Raw genomic sequence first — 25694 nt, 5'->3', positions numbered from 1 at the left:
TTAAGCGCTCCTCCTTTTACGCCTTATGCAGAAGCCAGCTCAGCTGCTTCTTCCACATTCACCGATACCAGGCGAGAGACACCCGGTTCATGCATGGTCACACCCAACAGCTGATCAGCCATCTCCATCGCAATCTTGTTGTGGGTAATATAGATGAACTGAACGTGTTCTGACATTTCTTTAACCATTCGTGCGTAGCGACCTACGTTAGCGTCATCGAGAGGAGCATCCACTTCGTCCAGCATACAGAAAGGTGCTGGATTCAAGCGGAAAATAGAGAATACCAGGGCGATTGCCGTCAGCGCTTTTTCCCCACCGGAGAGTAAGTGAATCGTGCTGTTGCGCTTGCCCGGCGGGCGCGCCATGATCGCGATCCCAGTATCGAGCAGGTCCTCGCCAGTCAGCTCCAGATAGGCGTTACCGCCCCCAAAAACTTTCGGGAAGAGTTCCTGCAAGCCCGCATTGACCTGATCGAAGGTCTCCTTAAAGCGGCTTCTCGTCTCTTTGTCGATTTTCTTAATTGCATTTTCCAGAGTCTCCAGCGCCTCCATCAGGTCACCGTACTGGCGATCCAAATAATGTTTACGCTCAGACTCCTGTTTGTATTCATCAATAGCGGCGAGGTTGATCGGGCCCAAACGTGAGATACGCGCGGCTACCAACTCCAGATCTTCCTGCACCTGGGGAATCGTCAAGTCCCCGGGTAGCTGTTCGAGCAGCTGATCCAAATCCTGTTCATCTTCGCGCAGCTGTTCTACCAGGCCGTTGCGCTGCACTTCGAGGGTTTGTGCGGAGAGACGTTCCTGCTCCAGCTGGGCGCGCACCCCCTGTAAAGCCGCCTCTACTTTGTGTCGCTCCTGTTCCTGTTCACGCAGCCCCGTCTCCACCTCTTCGAGTTTTTTACGGGCTTCAGCCAGCTCCGTTTCCACCTCAATACGCTCACCCAGCTTCTCCTCCAGCTCCATTTGGAAATCCTGGGAGGGGTCCTGGGTTTCAGCCATCTGCTCCTGCAGCTGGGCCCGGCGGCTACGCAAGCGCTCCAGCTGCTCACCCATCACTTGCAATGTGCGCTCCAGAGAAACCATCTGGGTGCGCACCGACTGTTCGCGCATAGCCAGCTCGTGGGCGCGATCCTTGTCCTCGCGCGCACGCTGTCTGGCGGCATCCAGAGCTTCGCGCAGGGCTTCGCGCCGCTCCATCAGCATTTCGCGACGATCGGTGTCATCGCTCATGGCCTCCACGGCTTCCTGCAGCATCAGGCGCGCCTCAGAAAGCGACTCACCTTCAATTTCCTGCTGCTCACGCACCTCGGCAATTTCCTGTTCGATGCGATTGCGGCGCTCACTCATCTGCTCGGCGCGAGCGCGACGGGCAGAGAGTTGGCTGCGTAATTCGGCTTCGCGCCGCCCGAGCTGCTCGGAGTCGTTGCGGGCTTGTTCAATCGCCCGCTCAACACCGGTCACTTGTTCGCGCAGAGATTCACGCTGCTCACTGCACTGCTCAATCTGCTCTTCGCACAGGGATATCTCTGCGGACAGTGTTTCCAGATCCTGCTTGCGGGCGAGCACCCCAGTCTCGGCATCGCTGGCACGGCTCACTCGCAACCAGTTAGGACCCAGCCAGAGCCCATCCCGCGTCACAATAGACTCATGGGGTTGCAGGCCAGTGCGCTGTGCCAGCGCTTCATTGAGAGTGTCCGCGGTATAGATGCCGGCGAGCAGACCGGTAAGAGAGGACGGCCCCTGTACAACGCTTGCCAACGTGGGCAGCTGCCCAACGGTCGCTGCTCCCATCACGGTGCCATCGATAAAGACAGCCTGGCCATTTTGCAGCTGCTCCAAGCTCTCAGTCAGACTTTCCAACCGCTCGACGCAGACCGCCTGTAACTGTTGACCGAGAACGGTTTCCACCGCTGTTTCCCAGCCCGCTTGTGCCTGGATTTGGTCAGCCAGGCGTGGGCGATCGCTCAGGGATTGCTGCTGCAGCCAATTTTCCACCGCTTTGCCCTGCCCCAACGCAGCCTGTTGCAGCGCCTCAAGAGAAGCTTGGCGGCCCCGGCTGGTTTGCAACTGCAGGCGCAGCTGGTCCAGCTCTGTCGCCAGCTCCCGCTCGCGATTGCGTATTTCCTGCAGGGATTCTGTCCGCTCGGCAGCTTCCTCGCGACGCTCGTGTACCTGCATTTCCAGTTCGGCAAGCTGTTCATTTAACTGCTGGGTTTCCTCATCATCCTCGGAAACCTGAAGGCCGGACTGCTCTGCCGTGAGCTTGTTAATCCGCTCCAGAAGTCGCTGCCCGGAAGTCTCCAGATGTTGGATGCGAGACTGCTGCACCTCTGCTTTCTGGCGAGAGCCAGAAGCCCCCTGATTAAACTGATCCCACTCGTTTTGCCAGTTGCGCATCTGCTCTTCGGCTTCGAGTAGCCCGGTGGCGGAATCCTCCTCTGCGGCGAGCACCATTTCCAGATCTGGAACAATTACTTCTAGCTCTTCCTCAAACTGGGCAGCCTTCTCGCGATCTACTTCCAGGTTGGTCTCCGCTTCGCGGAACTCCTGCTCGGTCTGAGTCAAATCGGAATGCAGGCGAGTGGAGCGCTCGCGGGCATGGGCGATACTCTGCTCCAGGCGGGCAATGTCCGCACCCACCGCATAGAAGCGTCCCTGCACTTCATTAAAACCATCGGATAACTCGTGATAGCCAACGCGCTTTTGCTCAATGCCGGTATCACAGTTCACCTGCCGGGTTACCAATTCCTCAACGGTAAGCTCCAGTTCGCCAATCTGTTGCTGCTTGGCGACAGCCTGCTCATTGAGTTCGCGGTATTTTAGGGCTTGCAAATTTGCCTTGTGGCTGCGCTCTTCCTCTTTAAAGCGGCTGTATTTTTCTGCCGCGGCGGACTGTCGCTCCAAGCGAGACAATTGCCGATCCAGTTCATCGCGAATGTCGGTGAGACGCTCCAGGTTTTCCGAAGTACGGCGCATACGGTTTTCCGTATCCCGCCGCCGCTCCTTGTATTTGGAAATGCCTGCAGCCTCTTCGATATAGACCCTGAGTTCCTCGGGCTTGGCCTCAATCAGCTTGGAAATCATGCCCTGTTCGATAATCGCATAACTACGCGGACCGAGACCGGTCCCCAGGAACAGATCAGTTACATCGCGGCGACGGCACTTCTCCCCATTTAGGTAATAGTTATTCTGGCCTTCGCGCGTGACCTTACGTTTTACCGAAACTTCGGAGAATGCGGCGTAGGCGCCAGTTAATTTGCCGGCAGAATTATCAAATACCAGCTCAATAGAGGCCTGGCCTACAGGTTTACGACCACTGGAGCCATTAAAGATAACGTCTGTCATAGAGTCGCCGCGCAGATTTTTTGCGGACGACTCACCCATTACCCAGCGCACAGCATCGATCGTATTCGATTTACCACAGCCGTTAGGGCCAACCACCGAGTTGAGGTTTGTCGGGAAATAAACAGTGGTGGGGTCAACAAAGGATTTGAAACCCGCAAGCTTGATGCACTTCAGACGCATGTATTCTTAAACTCGGTATTTTTATCTTTGCCGGCCCGATCACCAAGCACTCAATTGTACATGGCGCCACCGGGGCTTTCAGCGCGGCTTTTCACAGTATCTTTTCACGCGGATTATCGGCCGGAATGGCCAGTGGTCAAGTCAAGATCGCGCAATGGCTTTAACTGGTACCCAATGCCAACATTTCAAGCGGCACAAAATCATCACCTGTGGCAAAACAAAATCTATTTCTACCCGTGCGGCTGTGACCGCCCAGGCGCCAAATAGTTCTCAGGCCGCAGCACTCCCCTGAACACTGCAGCCTGCCAACGCGATACTTGAATAGGGCCTAAAGCTCCCGGTCAATAACGATAGACTGCGACTCACTCCAACTGGATTTAGGTAGGGTCTTGATAGAGCCCTGCCAATCGCCCGCCGCGGGGCGCGCGTCACCACGCAAAGCCAAGCGTGCGACCAATTGCACCGTATCTACGGTTGAAATGGAGCGCCCTGGCATCATAGCCCGGGATTCATCCAACACCACTTCGGCTGGTAACTGGCCAGCGGTTAGCCGAACAATCGCCAAAGGCATTGGGCTATCAGTGCTGCGGGCATAAATGAACACCGGCGTTGACGGATCTGCTTTAACTTGGTCACCCAAGCTCACTTGCACTCGAATTTCCGCTGCGGCCTCACCCTCAGCTCCAGCATTTTCCTCTACAGCGGCTTGAACTATCTCAACCGCACCATCTTTACCATCTTCGCCCAGGGCCTTTTCGGCGCGGGCAACACCCGCCGCCAATGCCTCTGCCGCCGTAGACCCTGGAGCCAGCTGCGCAAGGGCACCCTGCCAATGATCACGCGCCTTGCGGTAATCCTTGTCCTCATAGGCTGCAATTCCCGCCAAGCCTAATGCTGTCCCATTGCTGGGCTGGGCCTCTAGCACCTGATCGACCAGAGTGCGAATTTCATCCGTTACTTTAGAGCCGCCCGCAAAAAATAACGCTTGCGCCAGCTCGGCCTTAACCATAACTGCCTCGGGTTCGCGTGCCAGCACATAGCGATAGGCCTCTACCGCTCCGGCGATATCACCAGTGACCAGAAGCCGTTGAGCCAGAACAAAGCGACTGCTCAAATCCTCAGGGTGAGTTTCTGCCCGCTGCTTTAACTGCTGGGTGATGCGCTCTTCAGCTGAGGAGTCTGTTTGCCCCTGCTGACTGGCCAACATTTCACGGTACAGAGATACTTCCTGGGGGCGCTCAGAAAAGACATAGGCCCCCACTGCAATCGCAGGTACAAGAACGGCCAGACCAATCAGTAACCCGGAGCCTTTACGCGAGGGAGTTACGGCATTCGCTTCTTCTTTGGCGCTCAATAATTCGCGTGCCATCTCCGCTTCCAGCTGGGCAAATTGCCGCTCATCCATAGCGCCACTTTGCACCGCTGCGCGAAGCTCCCGCGTGCGCTCTCGATACAGCTGCGCCAGGGCTTCACGCTTATCTCCACCGGAACGCCGGGCACCGGCTCCACGCAATCCCGGTAAAAGGAAGATAAATGCCAACAGCAATAACAGGATCGCTAAACCAAACCAAATATCAGTCATTTGCTCTTCTTCCCAGGGTCAGTCAAATCGTCCAGGTCATCACCTAGCAGTTTTTTCAGACGGCGCCTCTCTTCTGCAGTCAATTCTCCAGAGTCATCGTCCTGACTGGCACCAGTGCCACTGCGAGAACGCACCACAATCACAATCAAAGCCAGTAGACCCACCAAGGCAAAGATGCCGGGAGCCAGCCAAAGCGCCAGAGTATTGCGCTGTACCGGGGGCCTGTAGAGAACAAAGTCCCCATAGCGGGCCACCATGTAGTCGGTAATTTCTTTGTCTGTAAAACCCTCTTCCAGTAGCCGGCGAATTTCCCGCCGCAAATCTGCGGAAATCGACGCATCCGAGTCGGCCAGGTTCTGGTTCTGGCATTTTGGACAACGCATTTCTTCGATCAGCACCCGGTAGCGCGCCTCCAGTTCCGAAGAGGACAACTTCTCCGTCTCCACCACCGCCTGCGCCACTACGGATAGGCACAAGAGGCCAAACGCAAGTAGAAATTGCCCCAACCAGCTCATCTGTTTCACGGCTTACTCCACGCTCACACCCTGGAAATTTACGCGATTATAACAGTGTCGCCACTTGCCGGACACGCCCACCATCTCGTTCTTAAACGCCTTAACTCATTGAAAGACAAAAAAAAATTCAAAAAAGGCGTTGACGCCGCAAAGAATATCATTAAGATACGCAGCTCCTGACACGGGGTGGTTAGCTCAGTTGGGAGAGCGACGGCCTTACAAGCCGTAGGTCACAGGTTCGACCCCTGTACCACCCACCACTTCTCTTACTCTTGCCAGGCAAGAGCCACCAAGAGAAGCAGGAATGCGGACCGGTAGTTCAGTTGGTTAGAATGCCGGCCTGTCACGCCGGAGGTCGCGGGTTCGAGTCCCGTCCGGTCCGCCATATACAAAAAAGCCCTGCTCGCAAGAGCGGGGCTTTTTTGTATGCGCAGACATTAACACCCTGTAAAACTCCTTCTCCAAGCTCCTGCGCCACACCCAACACCCACCTGCAGCAACTCAAGTAATTAACAACAATACACGGCAGTAAAAAATCCCCCCGCACAACCATTATTACCAGCCTCACGTGCACACAATTTTAATCGCCAGTAACAAGGCAACCAGCAATTCCCAACCCGAAACGGGTTTCTTTCACTACCATTTAATTGTCAGCAGGATAAAAAACCAGCAAGTTATTTTTAAGTAAAATAAATTCAGCGGATAAAACTCTGAAAGAAAATCCACCACCTAACTGATGTTTTTTTATCCTAAATCAAGTTTTTAGAATTTTTTTGCCATAGTTGTTGACCGCTAAAAAAATATCATTAAGATACGCAGCTCCTGACACGGGGTGGTTAGCTCAGTTGGGAGAGCGACGGCCTTACAAGCCGTAGGTCACAGGTTCGACCCCTGTACCACCCACCACTTCTCTTACTCTTGCCAGGCAAGAGCAACCAAGAGAAGCAGGAATGCGGACCGGTAGTTCAGTTGGTTAGAATGCCGGCCTGTCACGCCGGAGGTCGCGGGTTCGAGTCCCGTCCGGTCCGCCATATACAAAAAAGCCCTGCTCGCAAGAGCGGGGCTTTTTTGTATATGCTCCGATCCCATAAGCAGCTCAAAGAAATTTTTGTTAAAAAAATTAATTAAATTTCGAAACTATATCCGGCAACCCGTTAAAGGGGCGGCGCAAGTCTGAGTGATCGCCAGCCTGCTACAGAAAACCTCATCGAAGCAAACTCTTACCAAAAGCTTCCTTTGTGGGCCACACAAATCAATCACTTCACCCGATGAAATAATCTGCCAGTCCACACCGAAATATTCTTTAGATTTAATTTTTACTGACGACCAGCAAAGACAGAACAGCTCTTTATCTGCCAGAAAAACATTCAGCTAAAAGGTAAATTAAAAAAAACAATTGAGAATTGATGATTTTTCGATCTAAATAAATTTTTATTTAATTTTTTTTGTTAAAGCTATTTACCACAGATAAAAAATCATTAAGATACGCAGCTCCTGACACGGGGTGGTTAGCTCAGTTGGGAGAGCGACGGCCTTACAAGCCGTAGGTCACAGGTTCGACCCCTGTACCACCCACCACTTCTCTTACTCTTGCCAGGCAAGAGCCATCAAGAGAAGCAGGAATGCGGACCGGTAGTTCAGTTGGTTAGAATGCCGGCCTGTCACGCCGGAGGTCGCGGGTTCGAGTCCCGTCCGGTCCGCCATATACAAAAAAGCCCTGCTCGCAAGAGCGGGGCTTTTTTGTATGCGCCAATAATCAACAGAGATTGAGGAAAGTAGAATTGCCTAGAGGCTTTTTAGAGTTTGCTGTGCCTCAACTTTCCAGTAACTCACCCTCTTCTCTTTCGATCACTTCGTGCAGCAGTCTACTCAGCTCATCCATTTCAGGCATTTCCGCAAAATGCTCGGCCTGACCACCGATCTCATCCCAGTACGCTTTGGAATCAACATGTAAATGGGCCATCACCTTACCGCGAAACTCTCCGTCTAGCAGTCCAGCCGGCACCCAAAAGTGCGTGGTATTACTCATCAAGTGAGGAACAGAGCTACCACATTCACTACAAAAGTCAGAACGAAAACCGGTAGGTTTTCGATAAGAGGAAATTTTGTCCAATCCACGCACCCAGCGAAACTGTTCACGACTGATAAATAATGCGGTATCTGATGCGGAACCACTTAACTTGCGGCAGAGTGAGCAGTGGCATTGATAGAGACCGGGCAGCGGCTCTTCCAGCTGAAACTCAACAGCGCCGCAGAGGCACTTTCCGTTCATTATCTACTCCTTTACCTTAAGTTTGTTATTCAAAATTTTGCTTGGAATCCCACGAGTCACAGAACCATTCTCCTTATAGCCCTACAACTCATCCCATCACGGCAAGAAGGGGCAACTTACTAAACCCGAGCCAGGCAACCCTTCAAGCCGGCAGAAACACTATGAAAATTCAAAGGTTCCTTAGGTTAGCAACATTCTCCCCCCTTCACACAAGACTCCTACAGGTCAAAGAAGAAGTAAATGCCAATACTGGGCAAACTCCAGTAAAGCCTCTAGCCAACACGCCCCCCAGCCTTACTGGCATACATGCAGCTGCCACCCTAGTGGTGAGCACCCGCAGCCCTTTACGGGCTGTCAGGTCCTATTGGCGGCAACTAATCCCCTGAATTTCTTAGGAAGCTTCGACCCAGCTCACTGCCAACCAGATACCCTTTCTCCAGCAACTCAACCTCCTGAGTGAAACGCTTAACGGGAAAGTTCGCAGGAGGCGCTATCACAGACACCCGGCAATCCGGTGGTGGCGCCTGGATAAAGTCTAAGGCGCGGTTGTAGCGCTCCCCGCGCTCCAAGACCGCTTCAAACAGGCGGGCGTGATCGTGGAAAAACTGCTTGATGAACTTAGGGGCTGAACCCACTGGTTTTCTATAACCCAGTGGGCGAGACAGAATCACAGTAATATCCCGCGCCCCCTGCTCGTATGCTCGAATAACCGGGATTGAGTCAGCCAGGCCACCGTCGGTCATTGGTTCCCCAGCAACAGGAGGGAACTCCCGGTAAGCCATGGGGATAGCGCAGGATGCAGGGAACACTTCATGCATATTCTCGGGCGTGACGCATACATAATGGGGCTGCCCGCTGTTGATGCTAGTTGTCACCGCATAGAGAGGCACGCCATTTTCCGTATAGCGCTCAATATTCAGAGGGACATCATTGTAAGAGGCATGCCATAACCAACTGATATCGCAAAAATGCCCCCCTCGCAAATAGCGCCGCCAGTCAATAAAGTCCGCGCGCGTGGCATGGTCAAGTAAAATCTGGCGGCTGCGGCCATGGTCTCCCGCCAGGTAGCCAATCAGGTTGGTTGACCCCGCAGAAACGCCAATAGCGAAGTCAAAGGGGCAAAAATCCACCTCGATAAAAGCATCCAAAACTCCGGCTGCAAAAATTCCGCGCATAGCGCCACCCTCTACCACAAGGGCTGACGTGCTATCTCGCTCTTCAATCCGATTCGCCATAGTTAATCCATTGTGAAAATCGATGTTGCTCAAAATCTATTTTTGAAAACCTAAGCCGCGCTAAATCTATTTAGCCTCTCCTTTTATAAAGGGCCAATTACATAGACTGCGACTTTGCCAAGCCGATTCCATCAGCACTATGATTGAGACATTCAAACTGTCCATTACTTATTGAGTAATTTATGCCTCTTGTTGTTTTTCAAGCCCCCTGGAGCCGCCAACTGAAAATAATCAGCGCATTGAGTACTTTACTACTTTTGGCAATACCCTTCGTGCTGATAGCAAAATCCCAGCAAAGCCCTTCCCTCCTCTATAGCGTTGCTATTGCCCTGCCACCGGTCATTTTGCTACTAGGTGCCGTATTTGCCATCCGCGGTTATACCCTCGCCAACGACTGCCTGCAGATACTAAGACCAGGCTGGAGAACCTCCATCTCCCTAGAAGGCTTGCAGGAGGTCAAAGTCGACCCAACAGCCATGCAAGGATCGGTCCGCATCTTTGGCAACTCCGGCCTCTTTGGCTACATCGGGCTCTTCCAAAACCAGCAACTGGGTCGTTATCGGGCCTTCGTCACGGATCAAGAGAAAGCTGTTGTTTTATATTTCCCCGGTAAAACTCTGGTCATCACCCCGGACAAACCCGAACGCATGGCAGAATTACTGCGCCAACGTATTAGATGACCAAGCGGTACCCTTCAATGATGCTCCCCTCCTCACTGAGCGAGCATCTTGGATTTTTACAGGCCCCGCAGCATACTGCGGCCACGAGAGCCACTGCTGAAAGAAAATCAATGAAGAAGTTTTTTCTCACCCTATCGCTATGCCTTGGGTCTGTATTCCTGGGCGCACCGTCAGTAAACGCCCACTCGGCCTGTGTAATATTGCTGCACGGCCTGGCCAAATCGGATAGTTCCATGACAAAGCTGGAGCAAGCGATCAGCGCCGCAGGCTACAAGACCGTCAATGTAGATTACCCCTCTACCCGCTTCCCCATTGAGGAGCTGGCCGGCAGGGCCATAGCACCGGCACTGGATCATTGCGCAGGACAGACTGAAATCAATTTTGTTACCCACTCCATGGGGGGCATATTGGTTCGCCAGTATCTGAGCCAGGTTAAGATTGAGAACCTCAACCGAGTGGTTATGCTGGGCCCTCCCAATAAGGGCAGTGAGGTGGTGGATAAGCTCGGTAGTTTCCCAGGGTTTGAATTTGCCTTTGGAGATGCCGGCCTACAACTAGGTACAGGCGAGCTGAGCATCCCCAATAAACTAGGCAGCGCTAATTTTGATGTGGGTATTATTGCGGGTACTCGCAGTATCAACCTGATACTGTCACGACTAATCCCTGAGACTGATGACGGAAAAGTCTCGGTTGCCAGTACCAAGCTGGAAGGCATGAATGATCACTTGGAAATGCCAGTCACCCATGTCTTCATGATGAAGGACAAAAAGGTTATTGCGCAGGTACTCCATTATCTCGAGCACGGCTCCTTTGCAAGGGGTACTCAGGAAGCCCCTCTCAATTAAAATAGCAACCAGCCACTGGGCCTTTGTGAAAAAATCAGAGGCCCACTACATACTGACTTTTTTTACCCTACCTGCCGGTTTAATATCCAATCTACTCCTAATAAAAAATACAAACCTAGTAAACCAAGAGGCAATACAAGTGCAGTGGCAATGGTGTAGCTTTCAACAACTCTCTATCGATCAGCTTTATGAAATCTTGCGGGCACGCCAGGAAGTTTTTACGGTAGAGCAAGATTGCCCTTATCAAGATGCAGATGGCAAAGATCAAGAAGCCTGGCACCTAATCTGCTGGGACAAGGAAAGCCAATCCCCACGATTGATGGCTTACCTACGAGTGGTATTTCCGGGCAAAAAATATTCCGAGCCCTCAATAGGCCGTGTGCTTACCGCAGAGTCTAGCCGTGGCACAGGGCTGGGCAAAGAACTGATCCGCCGCGCGGTAGAACAAACCCTGAATGAATATCCAGGTTTGGGGATTCGTATTTCCGCCCAAGAGCACCTACGTAAGTTTTATGGAGATTTTGGCTTTGAGCAGGTCTCCACCCCTTACGAGGAAGACGGTATACCTCATATCGAAATGTTGCGCCCGGCATCGGAGTAGATACCGGGCTATACCAGCTTAGTTACTTCCAACTGCCCCACCAACAGTGGAAGCAAAGGCGCCATCCCGGTGGCGCACCCAGGTATAGAGGCAGGAGGCCGCGATACCTGCAGCAATCAGCAGCCACACAGCATTGGCAACCAGTGAGGCCCTCACAAAGGAATCCGCCCCATACAGGGAAGCGTGAACAACCACAGCCAGAATGCAGGCTGCGGTGGTAGCTCCGCGGAGCAACATAGACCAACCGGCAACAGTCCCCACAAAAGCAGCTATCCCACTTAAAACGATTGTGGTCAACCAGAATACCTGAGCGGCAGGAATAGCAAAGGCTAGGTAAGTCACAGCACTGAATGCAATAGCAAAAGGAATTCCCCAGACCTGAGCCATCCAAATACGCTCAAGGCGCACCGCTGGCTGCCCCCGCTGGCGCTTGCGCACCAACCAGATATTAATACCTGAAACCACCAGCACACACATGCCAATGCCCAGTAAGAAATAGGCAATTTTTACTGGGAAACCGGAGAAATGCCCGAAGTGCAGACGGAATGTGGAGAGGTATACTTGCTTGGCCGCATCACCTTCAGACCATCCCTCTTTTTCTATCAGGCTGCCATCCCCATTAAAGTGGTAGCGCTCTCCCCAAACCAGCTTTGCGGGAACCCGCGTCCAAACCTCCACTACCTGCCCCTCGCGGCCAGGGAAGGCAACCTCTAGCTTAGTACGCTCCTCACCCGGTGCGATCTGCTCCATTTGCGCAAGAATCGCAGCAAAATCTGGAAGAGGCACCTGTGCGGCATTCTCTTTCATCACCGGGTGCTCGCGATACAACATATGCTCAACTTTCTCGGTATCCCCAGCAAAGAAAACACCAGCAATTGCAAAAGCCGCAACCTGTGAAAGTCCAATAAAAGCGCCGGTAATAGCAATCGCCAAGTGAAATGGTGCAGCCCAGACGCCCAGTCGATTGTGCAAGTCCACTTGCTGCAAACGCTTTGAACCCGCCAGGCGCAGAGAGAAGGCATCCTTAATGATTTTCGGGTGTGCCAATAATCCAGAGATAATCAGTGCGGTCATCAATACACCGATCAAGCCTACAAGAGGAACCCCCAACCCCAAGGGCAGATTTAGTGCAAAATGCAAATAGGCGAGGAAGTGCGTCCACTCGTGCTGAACCTCACCCAATAAAGAACCATCCTCGTCGACATAACGCTCAATATCACCCACTTCCACAGTCAACCTGGGCATATCTGAGTTGGGGATGGTAAATTTTACTGATTCAAATTCTTCGTTTTGCTCTTTCGCCAGGGCAACCGCCTGTTCAGTGGCAAGCTGATATACAGAGGGACTGACATCGAGATTTTCCAGCTCTGAAGCCTGCTCCCAGCGTTCAAATTCATTGTAAAAAACCGCAAGTGTTCCACTGACACAAACGATATAGAGCAAAGTGGAGATGGCCAGACCGAGAACCGAATGTCCGTCAGTCATATCACGCACAAAAGCAGGGGTTGGCTTTAGGGAAAATTTCACGTTGAATTCCTAGTGAGGTCTCTTTGATCTCAAAATCGTTATTAGCTTACGCCGCTGGCATTACGGCAAAGCCACTCGCCAGTGAAAAAACTACTAGCGCTGCACTGGGGCGCAGCAGTTTCTTATCCGCACTACACCAAACCATCGCCAGGGTCCAAACAATAACGGCAACAAAAGCGCCCCCTACAAGACGGGCACTCTCACCAAACCCGGTGAAGCCAAAATAAAGAAGGCCGGCCAAAAGGCCACTGGCTGTTGGTAACAATGCGATAGCCAGGAAACGTAAAACACCTCGCAGCCATAATTGCAGCAAGGCCTCATTAGATGCAGCCCCACCCGACCTCTGTTTTTCCTTCCGCGGGGGGCCGCTCGGCCAATCACCTTTTGATACGAGCAAGGTCAGGGCGGCCAGCATGGCCAGGAGAGTGGCAATACTCACACCATATTCCACCCCCACCACTGCACTCCAAGCGAATGCCGATAACAACAGCAGGCCCCAGCCGCTCCAGCGGCGCAACGGCTGGGAGCCGCTACGCAGCCAGGCTGAATAGAGGCTAAAAATACCGGCAATGGCAAAAATAGTGGCCAGTCCGGCAATAAAATAGAAGGAACTCGGCATAAATATCACACTGGGAGATTTCGACTCCCGCCCGATAGTGAAACGCAAAAAAGGGAGCTTGCCCACAGACTCCCCCTGCGGACAAACTCCCAGTCTACTCTAACTTAAAAAGTGTAACGTGCCTCAGCAGTCACGTAGCGACGCTCGCCGTAGAAGCAATCACCACGGCTCAAGCAAGAAGTGGTGTGAACTTCATCGGTCAGGTTTTTCACATTGAGCTGGAATTTCCAGCTTTCCAGGGTGTAGCCGATGGTTGCGTCATATAAGGTGTAGGATGGATTTTCTGTGGGAAAATCTGCTGAGCCAGCAGGAAGGCCACCATAATAAAGTGCATAAAGTGGAAGCACTTTATCAATACCGGTATAACTCTCACCAACATGACGAGCACCTGCCCCAACGCTTAGACCGGGAACCCACTCACTAAAGTCATAGTTGCCCCAGAGAGAGAATTGCTCCTCAGGTACAGTCTCGATCTCAGTGCCAACCTCAAATGGATTGCTGCTTTCTAGTACTTCAGTATCCATCTGGCTGTAATTAGCCACCAGTGTCAGATTGCCCCACTGTCCACTGGCCTCAAGCTCAAATCCATCAATCTGCGCCTCACCGATTTGTCGGAAAGATCCGTCAAGTCCGTAAGTTAAGCGATTTTTCTGCTTAATCTCAAAAGCAGAAGCAGTCATCAGGATATTAGTACCTTCTGGCTGGTATTTAATACCGGCTTCAACTTGCTCCCCTTTAACAGGCTCGTAGGTACCACCCTGGCTATTCGGATCGGCTAAAACAGCTTCAAAAGATTCTGAATAGCTAACATAAGGCGATACACCACTGTCGAAGGCATACATTAAGCCAAATCTTTTAGTGAGTTCCGTCTCTCTCTGTTTGCCACTTACATTTTTAGCAACATTACTTTGTGTTCTCGATGATAATCTATCTTCACGCAAGCCCAAGTTAAAAATAAAGTTACCAAGGCTAACTTGGTCTTGGAAATAAATACCTACCTGCTCAGCATTGACATCGGTATTTTCTCTCTCCCGCTCTTCCAGTCCTTCTGGTACAGAACCATAAACCGGGTCAAAAATATCAATGTCGCCACCGAGGCCACGCACTCTCAAAATGCTGTTATCGATTTCTGCATTCTGGCTATCAATACCTGCAGAAATCTGATGCTCAAAAGCACCAGTAGTCAGCTCGCCTGATAAGCGCAGGTCAAAAATCAAAAGATCGCTTTTCGCATCTTTCATATAGACAGTACGCGACACTTCACGAAGATCTTTTTGTAAGCGCAGATCATGAGTGTAGTCAGCATACATTGAGTTGTAGTCGACATCCCCTTTTGAATAACGGAGGCCTGCATTGATGCCCCAGCTATCGTTTAAGCGATGATCAACCCACAAGCTATAAGCGGTTTGTTCCGTGTCGTACTTATCCCAACCTGGCTCACTAATAAAGGTATCGGTCGGGATTTCACCGTTTACATTATCAACAATGGTGCCGCCCCAGGGCAGGAAGGCCGCAGTGGTACCTGTGTTTTCTTCTTGATGGTTCACCAAGAAAGTAATTTCGGTATCCGCACTGGGACGCCAGGAAATGGAAGGCATGAACAGAATGCTGTCGTCATCGACATGATCAACCTGAGCATCGGCATCACGAGCATAACCCACTACGCGGTAGAGCCACTCTCCATCGCTATCCAGGGCTCCGGTAACATCGCCAGCAATTACCTTACGATCATAGTCTCCGCCCTGCACCATCAGTTCACCACCAAACTCCTCTTTGGGACGTTTGGAAACCAAGTTGACGATACCTCCAGTAGAACCCTGCCCATAAAGGACTGAAGACGGCCCTTTAAGAATTTCCACGCGCTCAAAAGCGTAGAGGTTTGCACGTGAGCCGGTATAGCTACCGAAGGTTGTTTTTAGTCCATCGACAAACATGACTGGGTCAACAGCACGCACGGTAGACCAGTCGCCGCGAGCATCAACACCAAACAAGCCGCCATTCACTCCAGCAGAGTACTGCAGGATATCCTGCACAGTTTTAGAGCCAGTAACATCGAAGAAGTCTTTATCACGCAGAGAGATAGAGAACGGTGTCTCATCAACTGGAATATCTTGCTTACCAATAGAAGTCTGGCGGGACAGGTTGAGCTCGCCGGTTACGTTAACCTCTTCAAGAATTTCATTTTTATCTTCGGCAGCAAAAGCTGCTGAACTGCCTGCAGCAACAGCCAGCGCCAACAGAGAACGGCTAAGGCCGGAGATAACAGGAGAGGAGTTTTGGCGTAAACCTTGGAAACGAGCGGTGCCCATGGGGATCCCTCAACAATCATTGGAAGATTTTTATTGCCACAGCTGCTGCTGCCGACATTTGATGACGCGGATCTTAATGGGAATCGTTATCACTTACAACATTATTAGAACATTTTTTTACTAGTGCAACTCACCAAGTAGACAAAGACTCGTAAACAGACAGGACTAAACCGGGGTAGAAACTTAACTGACACCCCAAAAATGATAAGTTGAGAACCTTAGGCACGATGGAGCTGATTAATACAGCCAATCTGTAAGAGCAGAAATTAGCCAATATTTTTATATTTTGGCGAGAGCGTGCAGAGCAGGCTGGCAGGTGTTCGGTTAATTTTCAACCGCAGCTGAGAGGGATAAGAGGCACCCAGAATTGGGGCGCCTCTTATAGAGAATTGTTTTGGCTCCAAAGCGGGTAAACACACTCTGGGGCCAACCACTCATTAAGGTGTCGGATAGGTATAGCTCGCCTGCAGCCCCAAAGGCAAACCCAGGTTCCAGTAAAGAACGAGGAACAGGGTCCAGCAGATCAGGAACACCACCGAGTAAGGCAGCATAATAGATACCAGAGTACCTATACCTGTACTCTTCACATAGCGCTGACAATAAACCACTACCAGCGGGAAGTAAGGCATCAATGGCGTAATGATGTTAGTGGAGGAGTCACCAACCCGGTAAGCCGCCTGAGTCAGATCCGGAGAGAATCCAATCTGCATCAGCATGGGCACAAAAATCGGGGAGAGCAACGCCCACTTGGCGGAGGCAGACCCTACAAACAGATTGATGAACGCCACCAGTACAATAATCCCCATCAGGGTGATCGGGCCCGGCAGGTTCATAGCCGCCAGTAGACCACCCCCCTCAATCGACAACAAAGTACCTAGGCCTGAGCGGGCAAATTCGGAAATAAACAACGCACAGAAAAAGGCCATCACGATGTAATAGGCCATGGAACCCATGGTCTTGGACATCGCATCGATTACATCCTTACTCTTGTGGAAAGTCCCAGCGGCAAAGCCAAAAACGACTCCCGGGATAATGAACAACAGGAAGATCAGCGGCACAATAGACTTCATCACCGGCGCAGCAAAGGAGGCGAGCTGCCCCTGGGAATCGCGCAATGCAGAGGTCTCCGGCAACATCCAGGCGATAAGGCCAACAATACCGGCAACCATTACGGTAACTGCCAGGTACATCGCCTTCTTCTCGCGGGCGCCCAGCTCCTGCATTACCGGCATATCTTCTTTATCGCCATCAATGGCAACATTCTTCAAGCGGGGTTCGATCACCTTATCGGTCAGCCACCAGCCCAACATGGTCACCACTAGGCAGGACGCAGAGGTGAAGAACCAGTTGTTAAGCGGGTTGACCTGCATCTCCGGATCAACGATCTGTGCCGCGGTTTGAGTAAAGCCCTGGAGTAAGGGATCAATTGCCGAGGGCACAAAGTTCGCCGAGAAACCACCTGACACGCCGGCAAAAGCGGCGGCAATTCCCGCCAGTGGATGACGACCGGCCGCATAGAAAATCACACCACCTAAGGGAATCACCAGCACATAGCCGGCATCCACTGCGGTGTGACTGACAATCGCCACCAGAATCAACATGGGGGTAAGCAGCATCTGTGGCGTTATCGCCAGCAGCTTTTTCAACACTGCATTGATAAAGCCACTCTGTTCCGCGACACCCACACCCAACATAGCCACCAACACGACGCCGAGAGGCGCAAAGCCAGTAAAGGTTGTCACCATACTAGAGAGAAAGCGGGCCAGCTCACTACTGGAGAGAAGATTGGTTACCTGAATCGCTTCTCCCGTGGCTGGATGCAAAGTATCAAAATTCACACCAGATAGCAGCCAGGACAGCACCCAAATGGCCACCATCAATACCAGGAAGAGCACCGCGGGGTCGGGCAGTTTATTACCCACGACCTCAATAAAATTTAGAGCCCGGTTGATCCAACCATTTTTGTTATTGGCATCATCGCCCCCAGTGGGGCTTGCCTGAACGTTTTCCATATCGAAACCCTGTACTTTCGTTATTTATTATTAGAGTGAAAGGCGTGGGAAGAACTTCTTAACCGTAGCTTCCCACGTTGTAAAAATGACTACTGGCCAATCTTGCGAATACCCACCGCGTGACGCAACTTCTCGATAAACGGTGCCGAGTAGGCACGGGCCTTGGCTGCGCCTTTCTCCAGCTCCTCTTCAATTTGGGAAGGGTTCTCAAGCAGAGCATTATAGCGTTCACGCGCCTCGCCAATCTGGCCATTGACCAGTTCGAATAGCTGCTTCTTGGCCTCACCCCAGGCAATGCCCTCTGCAAAGGCCTTGTGCATTTCAGCAGTTTGCTCCTGAGTAGCAAATGCCTGCCAAATTTGAAAAACCGTGGAAGTCTCTGGGTCTTTGGGCTCGCCCGGTTCCAAGAGATTGGTCTTGATCTTGTTGATATGCTTTTTCAGTTTTTTCTCAGGCAGGAATAAGGGGATGGTATTGCCGTAGCTCTTGCTCATCTTACGGCCATCCAGTCCCTGCAGAACAGCCACGTGGTCATCCACTACCGCCTCGGGTAGGGCAAAATGCTCACCATAGTGATGATTGAAGCGCTGAGCGATATCGCGGGCCATCTCAATATGCTGCACCTGGTCTTTACCCACCGGCACCTTGTTGGCATTGAACATCAATATGTCTGCAGCCATTAGGATCGGGTAGCTATAGAGCCCCATGGTGACGCCAAAATCGGAGTCTTCGCCATCTGCACGGTTGGAATCCACGGCGGCCTTATAGGCATGGGCGCGATTCATCAAGCCTTTACCAGTCATACAGGTAAGCAGCCAGGTCAACTCGGGGATTTCATGGATATCCGACTGACGATAGAAAACCACATTATCTGTATTCAATCCCAGCGCCAGCCAGGTTGCCGCAATCTCCAAGGTGGACTGATGCACCTGTTCCGGGTCCTGGCACTTAATCAACGCGTGATAATCCGCCAGGAAATAAAAAGACTGGTTGTTCTCGTCCTGGCTTGCGGCGATGGCCGGGCGAATCGCACCAACATAGTTACCCAGATGGGGAGTACCGGTGGTCGTGATACCGGTCAATACGCGCTGTTTGCTCATAAATCCTTCGTTTTCCGTACTGAGTTCAGGCAATAGAGGAGGAATCATAACCTGTTCGCGCCCGAGGTTGTATCAGCCGAAGGGATCCACTTCCAGGCCTTGCTCCAGCCATACCGGAGTACGTATATCGCTGTCCCTAACGCCAAAACACCAGAGAACCCGACTTCAGCAGAAAACTTCCCGCGGTACTGACTGGCTGAAACCCCGAAGGCTCTGCGAAAGTAGTGACGAAGAGTGGTGCAACTTTCAAAACCGACCAGCTGGGCTGATAACTCACCGACTCCAGCGCCTTTCTATGTAGGACACCCCAATTCAACCTGTGCAACCTCACTGTGTGCCAATATGTCTACGTGTAAAGTCTCCCCCTTTCCTGTCATGCTGGTCTCCACTCCTATAACCAAATTCCTTGCACGTTCCGACTAAACCACAAAGAAAACGTCATTGGCGCAAAGTTAGCGCTAATTGGCCTTCAGGCCAATCGCAGCGGATAGCAATTATGAGGATACTATTCCTCAGGCAGTGATATTGATCAGATATCGTCCGGCGATGATGGAAGCCAAAAACCGCTGTCCAACCATGTCTCCAACACCAAAACTACATATAGAGGAAGCTTATGTATCAATTGTTTATTGGAAATAAAAACTACTCCTCCTGGTCTCTTAGACCTTGGTTGTTGATGCACCATTTGGAGATACCTTTTAATGAAAAGCTGGTTACCTTTGAGGAAGGCGGCAGTTGGGAAAAATTTCACGGCTTCTCTCCAACCGGACAAGTGCCCTGTCTGAAAACAGAAGACGTGACGATTTGGGATTCCCTAGCGATTACTGAGTACATTGCCGAAGACTTCCCGCAGGTCTGGCCGAGTGAGCGAGTAACTCGTGCCTGGTCACGCAGCGCTTCCGCAGAAATGCATTCTGGTTTTTCTACGCTGAGAAATATCTGCCCAATGAACTGCGGCCTAAGCGTTGAGCTGCATGAAATTTCAGAGCCCCTGCAAAAAGATATCAAGCGGATTGATGAGTTATGGAATGAAGGTATCCAGAGATTCGGCGGACCATTTTTGGCTGGCGAGGAATTTACCGCTGTCGACGCCTTCTTTGCTCCAGTAACAATTAGGGCCAAAAACTATCATTTACCTGTTAGCAAAACCGCGAAGCAGTATATTGAGCTGATTCACAATCTTCCTTCAATGCAAAAGTGGATAGCGGATGCGATTCAAGAACCCTGGAGGGAGACCGCTCATGAGGAGGAGGCACGGAGTTTTGGAACGATTGTGGCAGATTTACGCCAAAAATAGCCCTTACTGGCTTTTTTAATTAGATGCATCCGGCTCCCATAAAAATTACTGATTTTTAGTTCTGGAGCATAGTCATTCATACAACATGCCCCGGTGCAGCCAAGTACAGCTGCATCGGCAACTGCTCTATGGCAGAATGTCTTACAAAATTTTACTTTGTAAAACTCACTCTACAAGCAGGTAGAGGCAGCAGCCACAAGCATCAATAGCCGTAATGTTACACACCAAGCAAGAAGCACCTTTAAACTATAAATTTGGATTTATTACAGATGCTTCACCCATTAAGCCCCTGAATTTTTCAGGCCTGGTACTGGAATGCCAATTCGACCAGGACAATTATCAGGATGATTTGTTTTCAAAGCTGGGTATCCAATTCCCATCTGAAATCACCCACGCTTATAAAAAACGCAAAGCCGAATTCCTTGCAGGCAGGTATTGTGCGCACCTTGCACTAAGTTATTTTGGGCTTATGAACACACCTATACCCATTGGCCCCAACCGAAGCCCTCTATGGCCAGCAGATATCGCAGGCTCTATCACCCATGCGGATAACCTTGCCATATGTGCCATAAACAATAAGCCACAGGCCCTAGGCATTGATTATGAGCCGACAATCGCTATAAACACTGCGAATGAAATAAAAAGCCATATAATCAACCGAGCAGAGGAAGCCCTCCTTAGTAAAAGCGGGTTACCCTTCCGACAGTGGATGACCATTGCCTTTTCTACTAAAGAGAGCTTATTTAAGGCACTCTACCCTACTGTTAAGCAATACTTCGATTTTCTCGATGCCGAAATAGTGCATATTGACTGTAAAAACCACAAATTAGTATTAACTATCAAGTGCGATCTGTGTACCGCTGTCAGTAAAGGGCAGCTGTTTTCAGGAACCTATAGGTCCCACAGGGAGGGCATTATCACATTGGTTGAACATCAGGAATTCTTGTAGGCGCTCTTGAACAAGAATCTGGAGCTTCTCGATTGTATCGAAGTTAATATCCAGCCCTTTCATAGGGCCCAAGATTGCGTCGATAGATCAATAGCTTACGCTCAAAAGAACATACGCAGGCACCATGTTGGTTGAGAGCAAGGGAACTAACATGCAGTAAACCTTGATCGGGGCGTGATTTGGATTTTCGCTTACCCAATACTTCCGACTCCAAATATAAAGTATCTCCAGCGTAAACCGCATCCACTTTGCAATTTACCATGCTCAAGTTGGCAACCACTTTACCAAATGTCCGGGTTGTCAAAGCCATTGCACTCAAAACAAAGGTCTCAGGCACTCTAACTCTGTCACCATAAACTCTACGAGCGTAGCGTTGGTCAGAATATCCAGGGCTCAAATCAAAAGAGTGGCGCGCATAGCGTAAGCAGCTAGCCTCAGAGAAAGTATGGCCTGGCCGGTGCTCGAATACCTGCCCTTCTTCGAAATCTTCAAAGTCAACGCCACAGGTTTCGATATAGGTATTTGGCTCAACCTCCCTGAGAAAATGCAACGAATCCTTCACAACTCTCTCCCAAGCAAAATAGTAATCAATAATTTTTTGCGGAAAATGGCAGATGTTCTCGCTTGTAAAGCAGCATGGTACAACGTATCTCACAAGTTTTTTGTTGTTTTTGATTGGAGCCGCTCAGTAAAATCTCAATCAGGCCAGACTCCGAATCTTTCAGATTGGCACCGACAAACAGCACTTCACTCTCGGCATATAAAGTATCACCTCCAAATACCGGAGCCAGCATATCAATACTACCCCACTCAACAATTCTCTTGCGTCGGTAGTAAGTTTTCCAAATCATACCCATTAAGCGCTGAACGATCAGAGTAGTATTAATGAGAGGTCTTTTAAATTCGGTGTGTTCGGCATAGTACTCATCAAAATGAATCATCGCCTGGTTAAAAGTATTCACACATTCTTCGACATTATCTTGCTGACTGATCGTCACCCCCGGTCGGTGACGAAAAACCTGCCCCACCTTAAAATCCTCGAAATCCAAACCATAACGCTCCCGGTAGCGATTATTACCAAGAAAAATATACGCGGGGAAACGATATCGATCCATAAGAGCCCTCTGTTTTAGGCATTAATACCGGTAGTCTTGCTTGAATTACTGTCTATCTACCAAGGTAACCAATTTTCTCGCCCGTTCTACCACTGGTAGATCCACCATGCGCCCATCAACCACCACTACACCACTGGGGTTCTCTTTAAACGCCTGCACGATTTTTCGCGCTCTTTGCACAGTTTCTTCTGTGGGGGAAAGCCCTTGGTGAACAGGGTCGATTTGCCTTGGATGCAAAACTATTTTTCCTCGAAAACCTAATGCGGCTACATTTTGGGTTTCCTGTAACAAACCCTCAAGATCCTCTAGATCCAGATATGGGCCATCCACAGCATCTATATTCGCGTATGCCGCAGCCTGTAGAATACGCCCCCTAGCATAACGTAAAGATTCCCAGCTTATATCTGCCCCCACTTCTGCGCAAAAGTCTGCAAAACCAAAACCAATGGCCAGTACATTATCGGAACTGGCAATATCCAAACTGTTCTGCAGGCCTTTTGCCGATTCAACCAGCGGCAAAAGCCCGATTGATTGCTCAACGGGCGCCATCAAGTCATTAAACCAGGTGATTTCTTCGGCAGATTCCACTTTGGGGAGAATTACAATATCTGGTTTTGGCCCCTGCCCCAACAGTAACAAAACATCCCTTAACCCCGCCTCTGATGACAATTGATTGATACGCAGCGCTCTCAAGGACGATTGAGTGTCTGGCGGTGGAAAAAATTCTGCTACATTCTGTCGCGCCGCATTTTTAAACTTTGGGGCGACGGCGTCCTCTAAATCTACACAGGCTATATCTGCGCCACTCGTGAAGGCTTTTTGATATCTATCCGGTCGACTGGCAGGCACAAATAAAATGCTGCGACAAAGAAAGCTCTTCTTTAAATGCATGGCAGTAGTATTCACTTATTGGACCCATTCCCCGACCGTTCTTGTACCCATGCATAGTAGCAGCCGACCTCCGCCTTAAAATAAAAGGTACATTAGATTTAGCAATAACCTTGCCTATGCAAAGAACCTTCCCGCTATACACTTTTTATCTAACCTAAACTTGCACTCATCAATATAGAAATCATCGGGAATGTCACTCTATGCTCCCCCTGAAAGGCGTACGCGTAGTTGCTGTAGAGCAATATGGTGCCGGTCCTTTTGGCACACTCTATTTGGCCAATTTAGGTGCGGAAATCATCAAGGTGGAAGATGTCTCTCAGGGTGGTGATGTAGGCCGAACAGTTGGCCCTTACTTTGTAAAAGGCGAAGAGGAGGAGGAAAACAAGGATAACACCAGCTTATTTTTCCAAGGGTTTAACCACAATAAAAAAAGCCTGTCACTCAACCTCAAAACCGAGGAGGGACAGCAGATACTGCAAAAACTTATTGCCACTGCCGATGGAGTTAGCTGTAACCTTCGCGGCGATGTCCCAGAAAAGCTAGGCATCACCTACAAAGCCTTAAGAAAAATTAATCCACGAATTGTGTGTGCCCACCTTACGGCCTATGGCAGGAGTGGAAGCAGAGCAACCTGGCCCGGTTATGATTACCCCATGCAAGCAGAGGCGGGATATTTCAAATTAACAGGAGAACCCGACAGCCCCCCTACGCGCTGTGGGCTCTCTTTGGTGGACTTATCTACGGGAGTGGCTATGGCTCTAGCCCTGGTATCCGGCATCCTCAGCGCCCAGGAAATGGGTCGCGGCCGCGATATAGATGTCAGTTTATTTGATAACGCGCTGTATAACCTCTGTTACGTCGCCATGTGGCAATTAAATGCCGGTCACAATCAACAGAGACCGCCTCGCTCTGCACACTTTTCCCTAACCCCCTGCCAGCTATACACCACCAAAGATGACTGGATTTACTTGATGTGCAATAAGGAAAAATTCTGGGTTGAGCTATGCAATGCCGTAGGGCACTCAGGGCTGTGCCAAGACCCAAGATTTGTTGACTTTAAAGCGCGCTTAAAACACCGCGACAGTCTAACGACAGAGCTGGACAAAATTTTCTCAAAAAAAACTACAACAGAGTGGCTCAAGATACTAACCGGGCGGGTACCTGCAGCTCCTATTTATGATGTAGAGCAAGCCCTGAATAATCCTTTTGTTGCGGAAACCGGCAGAATTCGCTCCATGACTAGCGATGCGGGCAACGAGATCAAAATCCTGGCGCCATCAATACACTGTGGAGATGAAACGGTAGAATTCCGGCGAGCTCCACATTTGGGGGAAGATAATGAGTCTATCTTACAAGAATTGGGTTACTCAGCCGAAGAGATCGGAAAATTCGCCAAACAACGTATCATCTAGCCCAAATAGCTCAGCTTCTACGGGATTATTTAAACACCTCGAGCAAGCTGGAAAAATTAGTCCTGAAACTCAAATGCCTCCGCTAGCAGCAGCTCTCGTAGGGACTGCCATTGATCTTGCGGTAAAGAAATAGACACTGTTACCTTGCTAGCATAATCCGCCTGGCCGCAACTGCCTTGATGACGGGCCACCAGAAAACGCAAGCGAGATTCCTGGGCAAAATCACAGCATACAGAAGCCTGCTGTAACGGCACAAAGCTCTCCAAAGGCATAGCCTGTAAAGCAGCACCCACCGATCCCCGATAGGCACGCATCAGGCCGCCAACCCCTAATTTGGTTCCACCAAAATAGCGGGTCACTATAGCGCCCACATTGCCAACACCCTGCTTGAGGAGCAGCTCCAGCATTGGGCGCCCTGCACTGCCGCCGGGCTCACCATCATCATCGGATTGCATCATAGTGGGGTTGGCGGGATTGCCGATAATCAACGCCGTGCAGTGATGACTGGCATCCGGGTACTGCTGGCGAATTTGTTTGAGTTGATGCTGAAAGGCCGTTTTATCTGTTACTGGTCCCAACCAACAGATAAAACGGCTTTTCTTCTCTTCAGTCTCACTGACAACGGGAGATGAGGGAATCTGATAGGTCACCGGCAAATGCGTCCCAGCGCTGGCTTTTTAGTTTTTCGTAAAGTGGCTGTAGCTTAGTTTGCCACACCTTATCGTCCACGATGCCAACGTGTTTACAACGGATAGTGCCCTCGGCATCCACCAGGAAGGTTTCTGGAGCACCAAAGACTCCCAGGTCCAGGGCCAGGCGCCCGTCCCTGTCGGCAACGCTAAAGAGATAGGGGTTGTGAAATTTATCCAGCCATTTTATAGCCGCTGAATCATCATCCTTGAGGTTAACACCAATAATAGGTACGCCCTGCTCTGCAAGGGCGTTGAGGTAGGGGTGCTCAACACGGCAGGCCACACACCAGGTGGCCCAAACATTGAGAAGGTGCGGCCCCTTAGGCAGGTCGCCTTTTTGCATGACTTGCTTGTTATCAGCAACCTTTTCCAGGGAAAACTCTGGCACTGGCTTATTCAGCAATGCCGAAGGCATTTCCTGGGGATTCAAAAACAAACCACGCCAAAACAAAAGCGCCAGGGCCACAAAAATTATCAGGGGTAAAAAGAGTTTTAATCTCGACATTTAATTCTT

General features: G+C 50.6%; 21 protein-coding genes and 6 tRNA genes. 12 read left to right on the top strand and 15 right to left on the bottom strand.

Going from position 1 to position 25694, the window contains the following annotated elements; translation table 11 throughout:
* Positions 1 to 23: 23 nt before the first annotated feature.
* From smc to MJO52_RS07595, 3 genes are all read right to left on the bottom strand, one after another.
* Complete coding sequence (smc, locus tag MJO52_RS07605) at positions 24 to 3527, bottom strand: chromosome segregation protein SMC (protein ID WP_252085339.1); 3504 nt, start codon at positions 3525 to 3527, stop codon at positions 24 to 26.
* Positions 3528 to 3855: 328 nt separating this feature from the next.
* Positions 3856 to 5109, bottom strand: coding sequence for a c-type cytochrome biogenesis protein CcmI (ccmI, locus tag MJO52_RS07600; RefSeq protein ID WP_252085338.1), 1254 nt, complete (start codon positions 5107 to 5109; stop codon positions 3856 to 3858).
* Positions 5106 to 5624, bottom strand: a complete 519-nt coding sequence (locus MJO52_RS07595) for a cytochrome c-type biogenesis protein (protein ID WP_252085981.1) — start codon at positions 5622 to 5624, stop codon at positions 5106 to 5108. The genes ccmI and MJO52_RS07595 overlap by 4 nt, the downstream gene beginning before the upstream one ends.
* A gap of 184 nt (positions 5625 to 5808) precedes the next feature.
* Here MJO52_RS07595 and MJO52_RS07590 point away from each other — a divergent pair.
* The 6 genes from MJO52_RS07590 to MJO52_RS07565 all read left to right on the top strand — a co-directional run bounded on the left by MJO52_RS07590 (position 5809) and on the right by MJO52_RS07565 (position 7327).
* Positions 5809 to 5884: transfer RNA gene (locus MJO52_RS07590), tRNA-Val, on the top strand.
* A gap of 48 nt (positions 5885 to 5932) precedes the next feature.
* Positions 5933 to 6009 (top strand) — tRNA-Asp (locus MJO52_RS07585).
* Positions 6010 to 6454: 445 nt separating this feature from the next.
* Positions 6455 to 6530: transfer RNA gene (locus MJO52_RS07580), tRNA-Val, on the top strand.
* Between the two features lie 48 nt (positions 6531 to 6578).
* Positions 6579 to 6655, top strand: a tRNA-Asp gene (locus MJO52_RS07575).
* A 471-nt stretch (positions 6656 to 7126) separates the two neighbouring features.
* A tRNA-Val gene (locus MJO52_RS07570) sits at positions 7127 to 7202 on the top strand.
* Positions 7203 to 7250: 48 nt separating this feature from the next.
* Positions 7251 to 7327: transfer RNA gene (locus MJO52_RS07565), tRNA-Asp, on the top strand.
* 110 nt (positions 7328 to 7437) lie between these two features.
* On the opposite strand, the gene MJO52_RS07560 is transcribed toward MJO52_RS07565, so the two are convergent.
* Positions 7438 to 7896: a GFA family protein gene (locus MJO52_RS07560; protein ID WP_252085337.1), complete on the bottom strand. Its 459-nt coding sequence runs from the start codon at positions 7894 to 7896 to the stop codon at positions 7438 to 7440.
* 374 nt (positions 7897 to 8270) lie between these two features.
* Positions 8271 to 9131, bottom strand: a complete 861-nt coding sequence (locus MJO52_RS07555) for a patatin-like phospholipase family protein (RefSeq protein ID WP_252085336.1) — start codon at positions 9129 to 9131, stop codon at positions 8271 to 8273.
* A gap of 182 nt (positions 9132 to 9313) precedes the next feature.
* Between MJO52_RS07555 and MJO52_RS07550 the strand changes: the two genes are divergently transcribed.
* From MJO52_RS07550 to MJO52_RS07540, 3 genes are all read left to right on the top strand, one after another.
* The gene (locus MJO52_RS07550; RefSeq protein WP_252085335.1) at positions 9314 to 9811 is read left to right on the top strand and encodes a PH domain-containing protein; all 498 of its coding nucleotides are present in this window, start codon (positions 9314 to 9316) and stop codon (positions 9809 to 9811) included.
* A 110-nt stretch (positions 9812 to 9921) separates the two neighbouring features.
* Complete coding sequence (locus tag MJO52_RS07545; RefSeq protein WP_252085334.1) at positions 9922 to 10656, top strand: esterase/lipase family protein; 735 nt, start codon at positions 9922 to 9924, stop codon at positions 10654 to 10656.
* A 139-nt stretch (positions 10657 to 10795) separates the two neighbouring features.
* Positions 10796 to 11257 (top strand): GNAT family N-acetyltransferase, encoded by a 462-nt coding sequence (locus tag MJO52_RS07540; protein WP_252085333.1) that lies wholly within the window; start codon positions 10796 to 10798, stop codon positions 11255 to 11257.
* An 18-nt stretch (positions 11258 to 11275) separates the two neighbouring features.
* On the opposite strand, the gene MJO52_RS07535 is transcribed toward MJO52_RS07540, so the two are convergent.
* The 5 genes from MJO52_RS07535 to MJO52_RS07515 all read right to left on the bottom strand — a co-directional run bounded on the left by MJO52_RS07535 (position 11276) and on the right by MJO52_RS07515 (position 18824).
* Positions 11276 to 12784 carry a PepSY-associated TM helix domain-containing protein gene (locus tag MJO52_RS07535; protein WP_252085332.1) on the bottom strand — a complete coding sequence of 503 codons (1509 nt, stop codon included), beginning with the start codon at positions 12782 to 12784 and terminating at the stop codon, positions 11276 to 11278.
* A gap of 46 nt (positions 12785 to 12830) precedes the next feature.
* Positions 12831 to 13469 (bottom strand): hypothetical protein, encoded by a 639-nt coding sequence (locus MJO52_RS07530; protein WP_252085331.1) that lies wholly within the window; start codon positions 13467 to 13469, stop codon positions 12831 to 12833.
* A gap of 38 nt (positions 13470 to 13507) precedes the next feature.
* Entirely contained in the window at positions 13508 to 15712 is a 2205-nt protein-coding gene (locus MJO52_RS07525) for a TonB-dependent siderophore receptor (RefSeq protein WP_252085330.1), read from the bottom strand.
* Between the two features lie 437 nt (positions 15713 to 16149).
* Positions 16150 to 17724: an AbgT family transporter gene (locus tag MJO52_RS07520; RefSeq protein WP_252085329.1), complete on the bottom strand. Its 1575-nt coding sequence runs from the start codon at positions 17722 to 17724 to the stop codon at positions 16150 to 16152.
* Between the two features lie 89 nt (positions 17725 to 17813).
* Positions 17814 to 18824 (bottom strand): tryptophan--tRNA ligase, encoded by a 1011-nt coding sequence (locus MJO52_RS07515; RefSeq protein ID WP_252085328.1) that lies wholly within the window; start codon positions 18822 to 18824, stop codon positions 17814 to 17816.
* A gap of 613 nt (positions 18825 to 19437) precedes the next feature.
* Between MJO52_RS07515 and MJO52_RS07510 the strand changes: the two genes are divergently transcribed.
* Positions 19438 to 20121, top strand: coding sequence for a glutathione S-transferase family protein (locus MJO52_RS07510; RefSeq protein WP_252085327.1), 684 nt, complete (start codon positions 19438 to 19440; stop codon positions 20119 to 20121).
* Positions 20122 to 20335: 214 nt separating this feature from the next.
* Positions 20336 to 21070 (top strand): 4'-phosphopantetheinyl transferase family protein, encoded by a 735-nt coding sequence (locus MJO52_RS07505; protein ID WP_252085326.1) that lies wholly within the window; start codon positions 20336 to 20338, stop codon positions 21068 to 21070.
* A 43-nt stretch (positions 21071 to 21113) separates the two neighbouring features.
* Here the strand turns inward: MJO52_RS07505 and MJO52_RS07500 are convergent, their stop codons facing one another.
* Genes MJO52_RS07500 through MJO52_RS07490 form a run of 3 tightly spaced genes read right to left on the bottom strand, consistent with a single transcriptional unit; the run spans position 21114 to position 23091 of the window.
* Entirely contained in the window at positions 21114 to 21632 is a 519-nt protein-coding gene (locus tag MJO52_RS07500; protein ID WP_252085325.1) for a MaoC family dehydratase, read from the bottom strand.
* A 25-nt stretch (positions 21633 to 21657) separates the two neighbouring features.
* Entirely contained in the window at positions 21658 to 22185 is a 528-nt protein-coding gene (locus MJO52_RS07495) for a MaoC family dehydratase (protein ID WP_252085324.1), read from the bottom strand.
* A gap of 45 nt (positions 22186 to 22230) precedes the next feature.
* A complete protein-coding gene (locus MJO52_RS07490; protein ID WP_252085323.1) occupies positions 22231 to 23091 on the bottom strand; it encodes an HpcH/HpaI aldolase/citrate lyase family protein in 861 nt (286 codons plus the stop codon).
* 185 nt (positions 23092 to 23276) lie between these two features.
* Between MJO52_RS07490 and MJO52_RS07485 the strand changes: the two genes are divergently transcribed.
* Entirely contained in the window at positions 23277 to 24488 is a 1212-nt protein-coding gene (locus tag MJO52_RS07485) for a CaiB/BaiF CoA transferase family protein (protein ID WP_252085322.1), read from the top strand.
* Positions 24489 to 24544: 56 nt separating this feature from the next.
* Here the strand turns inward: MJO52_RS07485 and MJO52_RS07480 are convergent, their stop codons facing one another.
* Both MJO52_RS07480 and MJO52_RS07475 read right to left on the bottom strand, forming a co-directional pair.
* Positions 24545 to 25138 (bottom strand): IMPACT family protein, encoded by a 594-nt coding sequence (locus MJO52_RS07480; protein ID WP_252085321.1) that lies wholly within the window; start codon positions 25136 to 25138, stop codon positions 24545 to 24547.
* Positions 25101 to 25685 carry a DsbE family thiol:disulfide interchange protein gene (locus MJO52_RS07475; RefSeq protein ID WP_252085320.1) on the bottom strand — a complete coding sequence of 195 codons (585 nt, stop codon included), beginning with the start codon at positions 25683 to 25685 and terminating at the stop codon, positions 25101 to 25103. The genes MJO52_RS07480 and MJO52_RS07475 overlap by 38 nt, the downstream gene beginning before the upstream one ends.
* Positions 25686 to 25694: the final 9 nt, after the last annotated feature.

This window comes from Microbulbifer variabilis (assembly GCF_023716485.1).
Taxonomy (GTDB): domain Bacteria; phylum Pseudomonadota; class Gammaproteobacteria; order Pseudomonadales; family Cellvibrionaceae; genus Microbulbifer; species Microbulbifer variabilis_B.
This window is presented reverse-complemented; position numbering and strand designations above follow the sequence as displayed.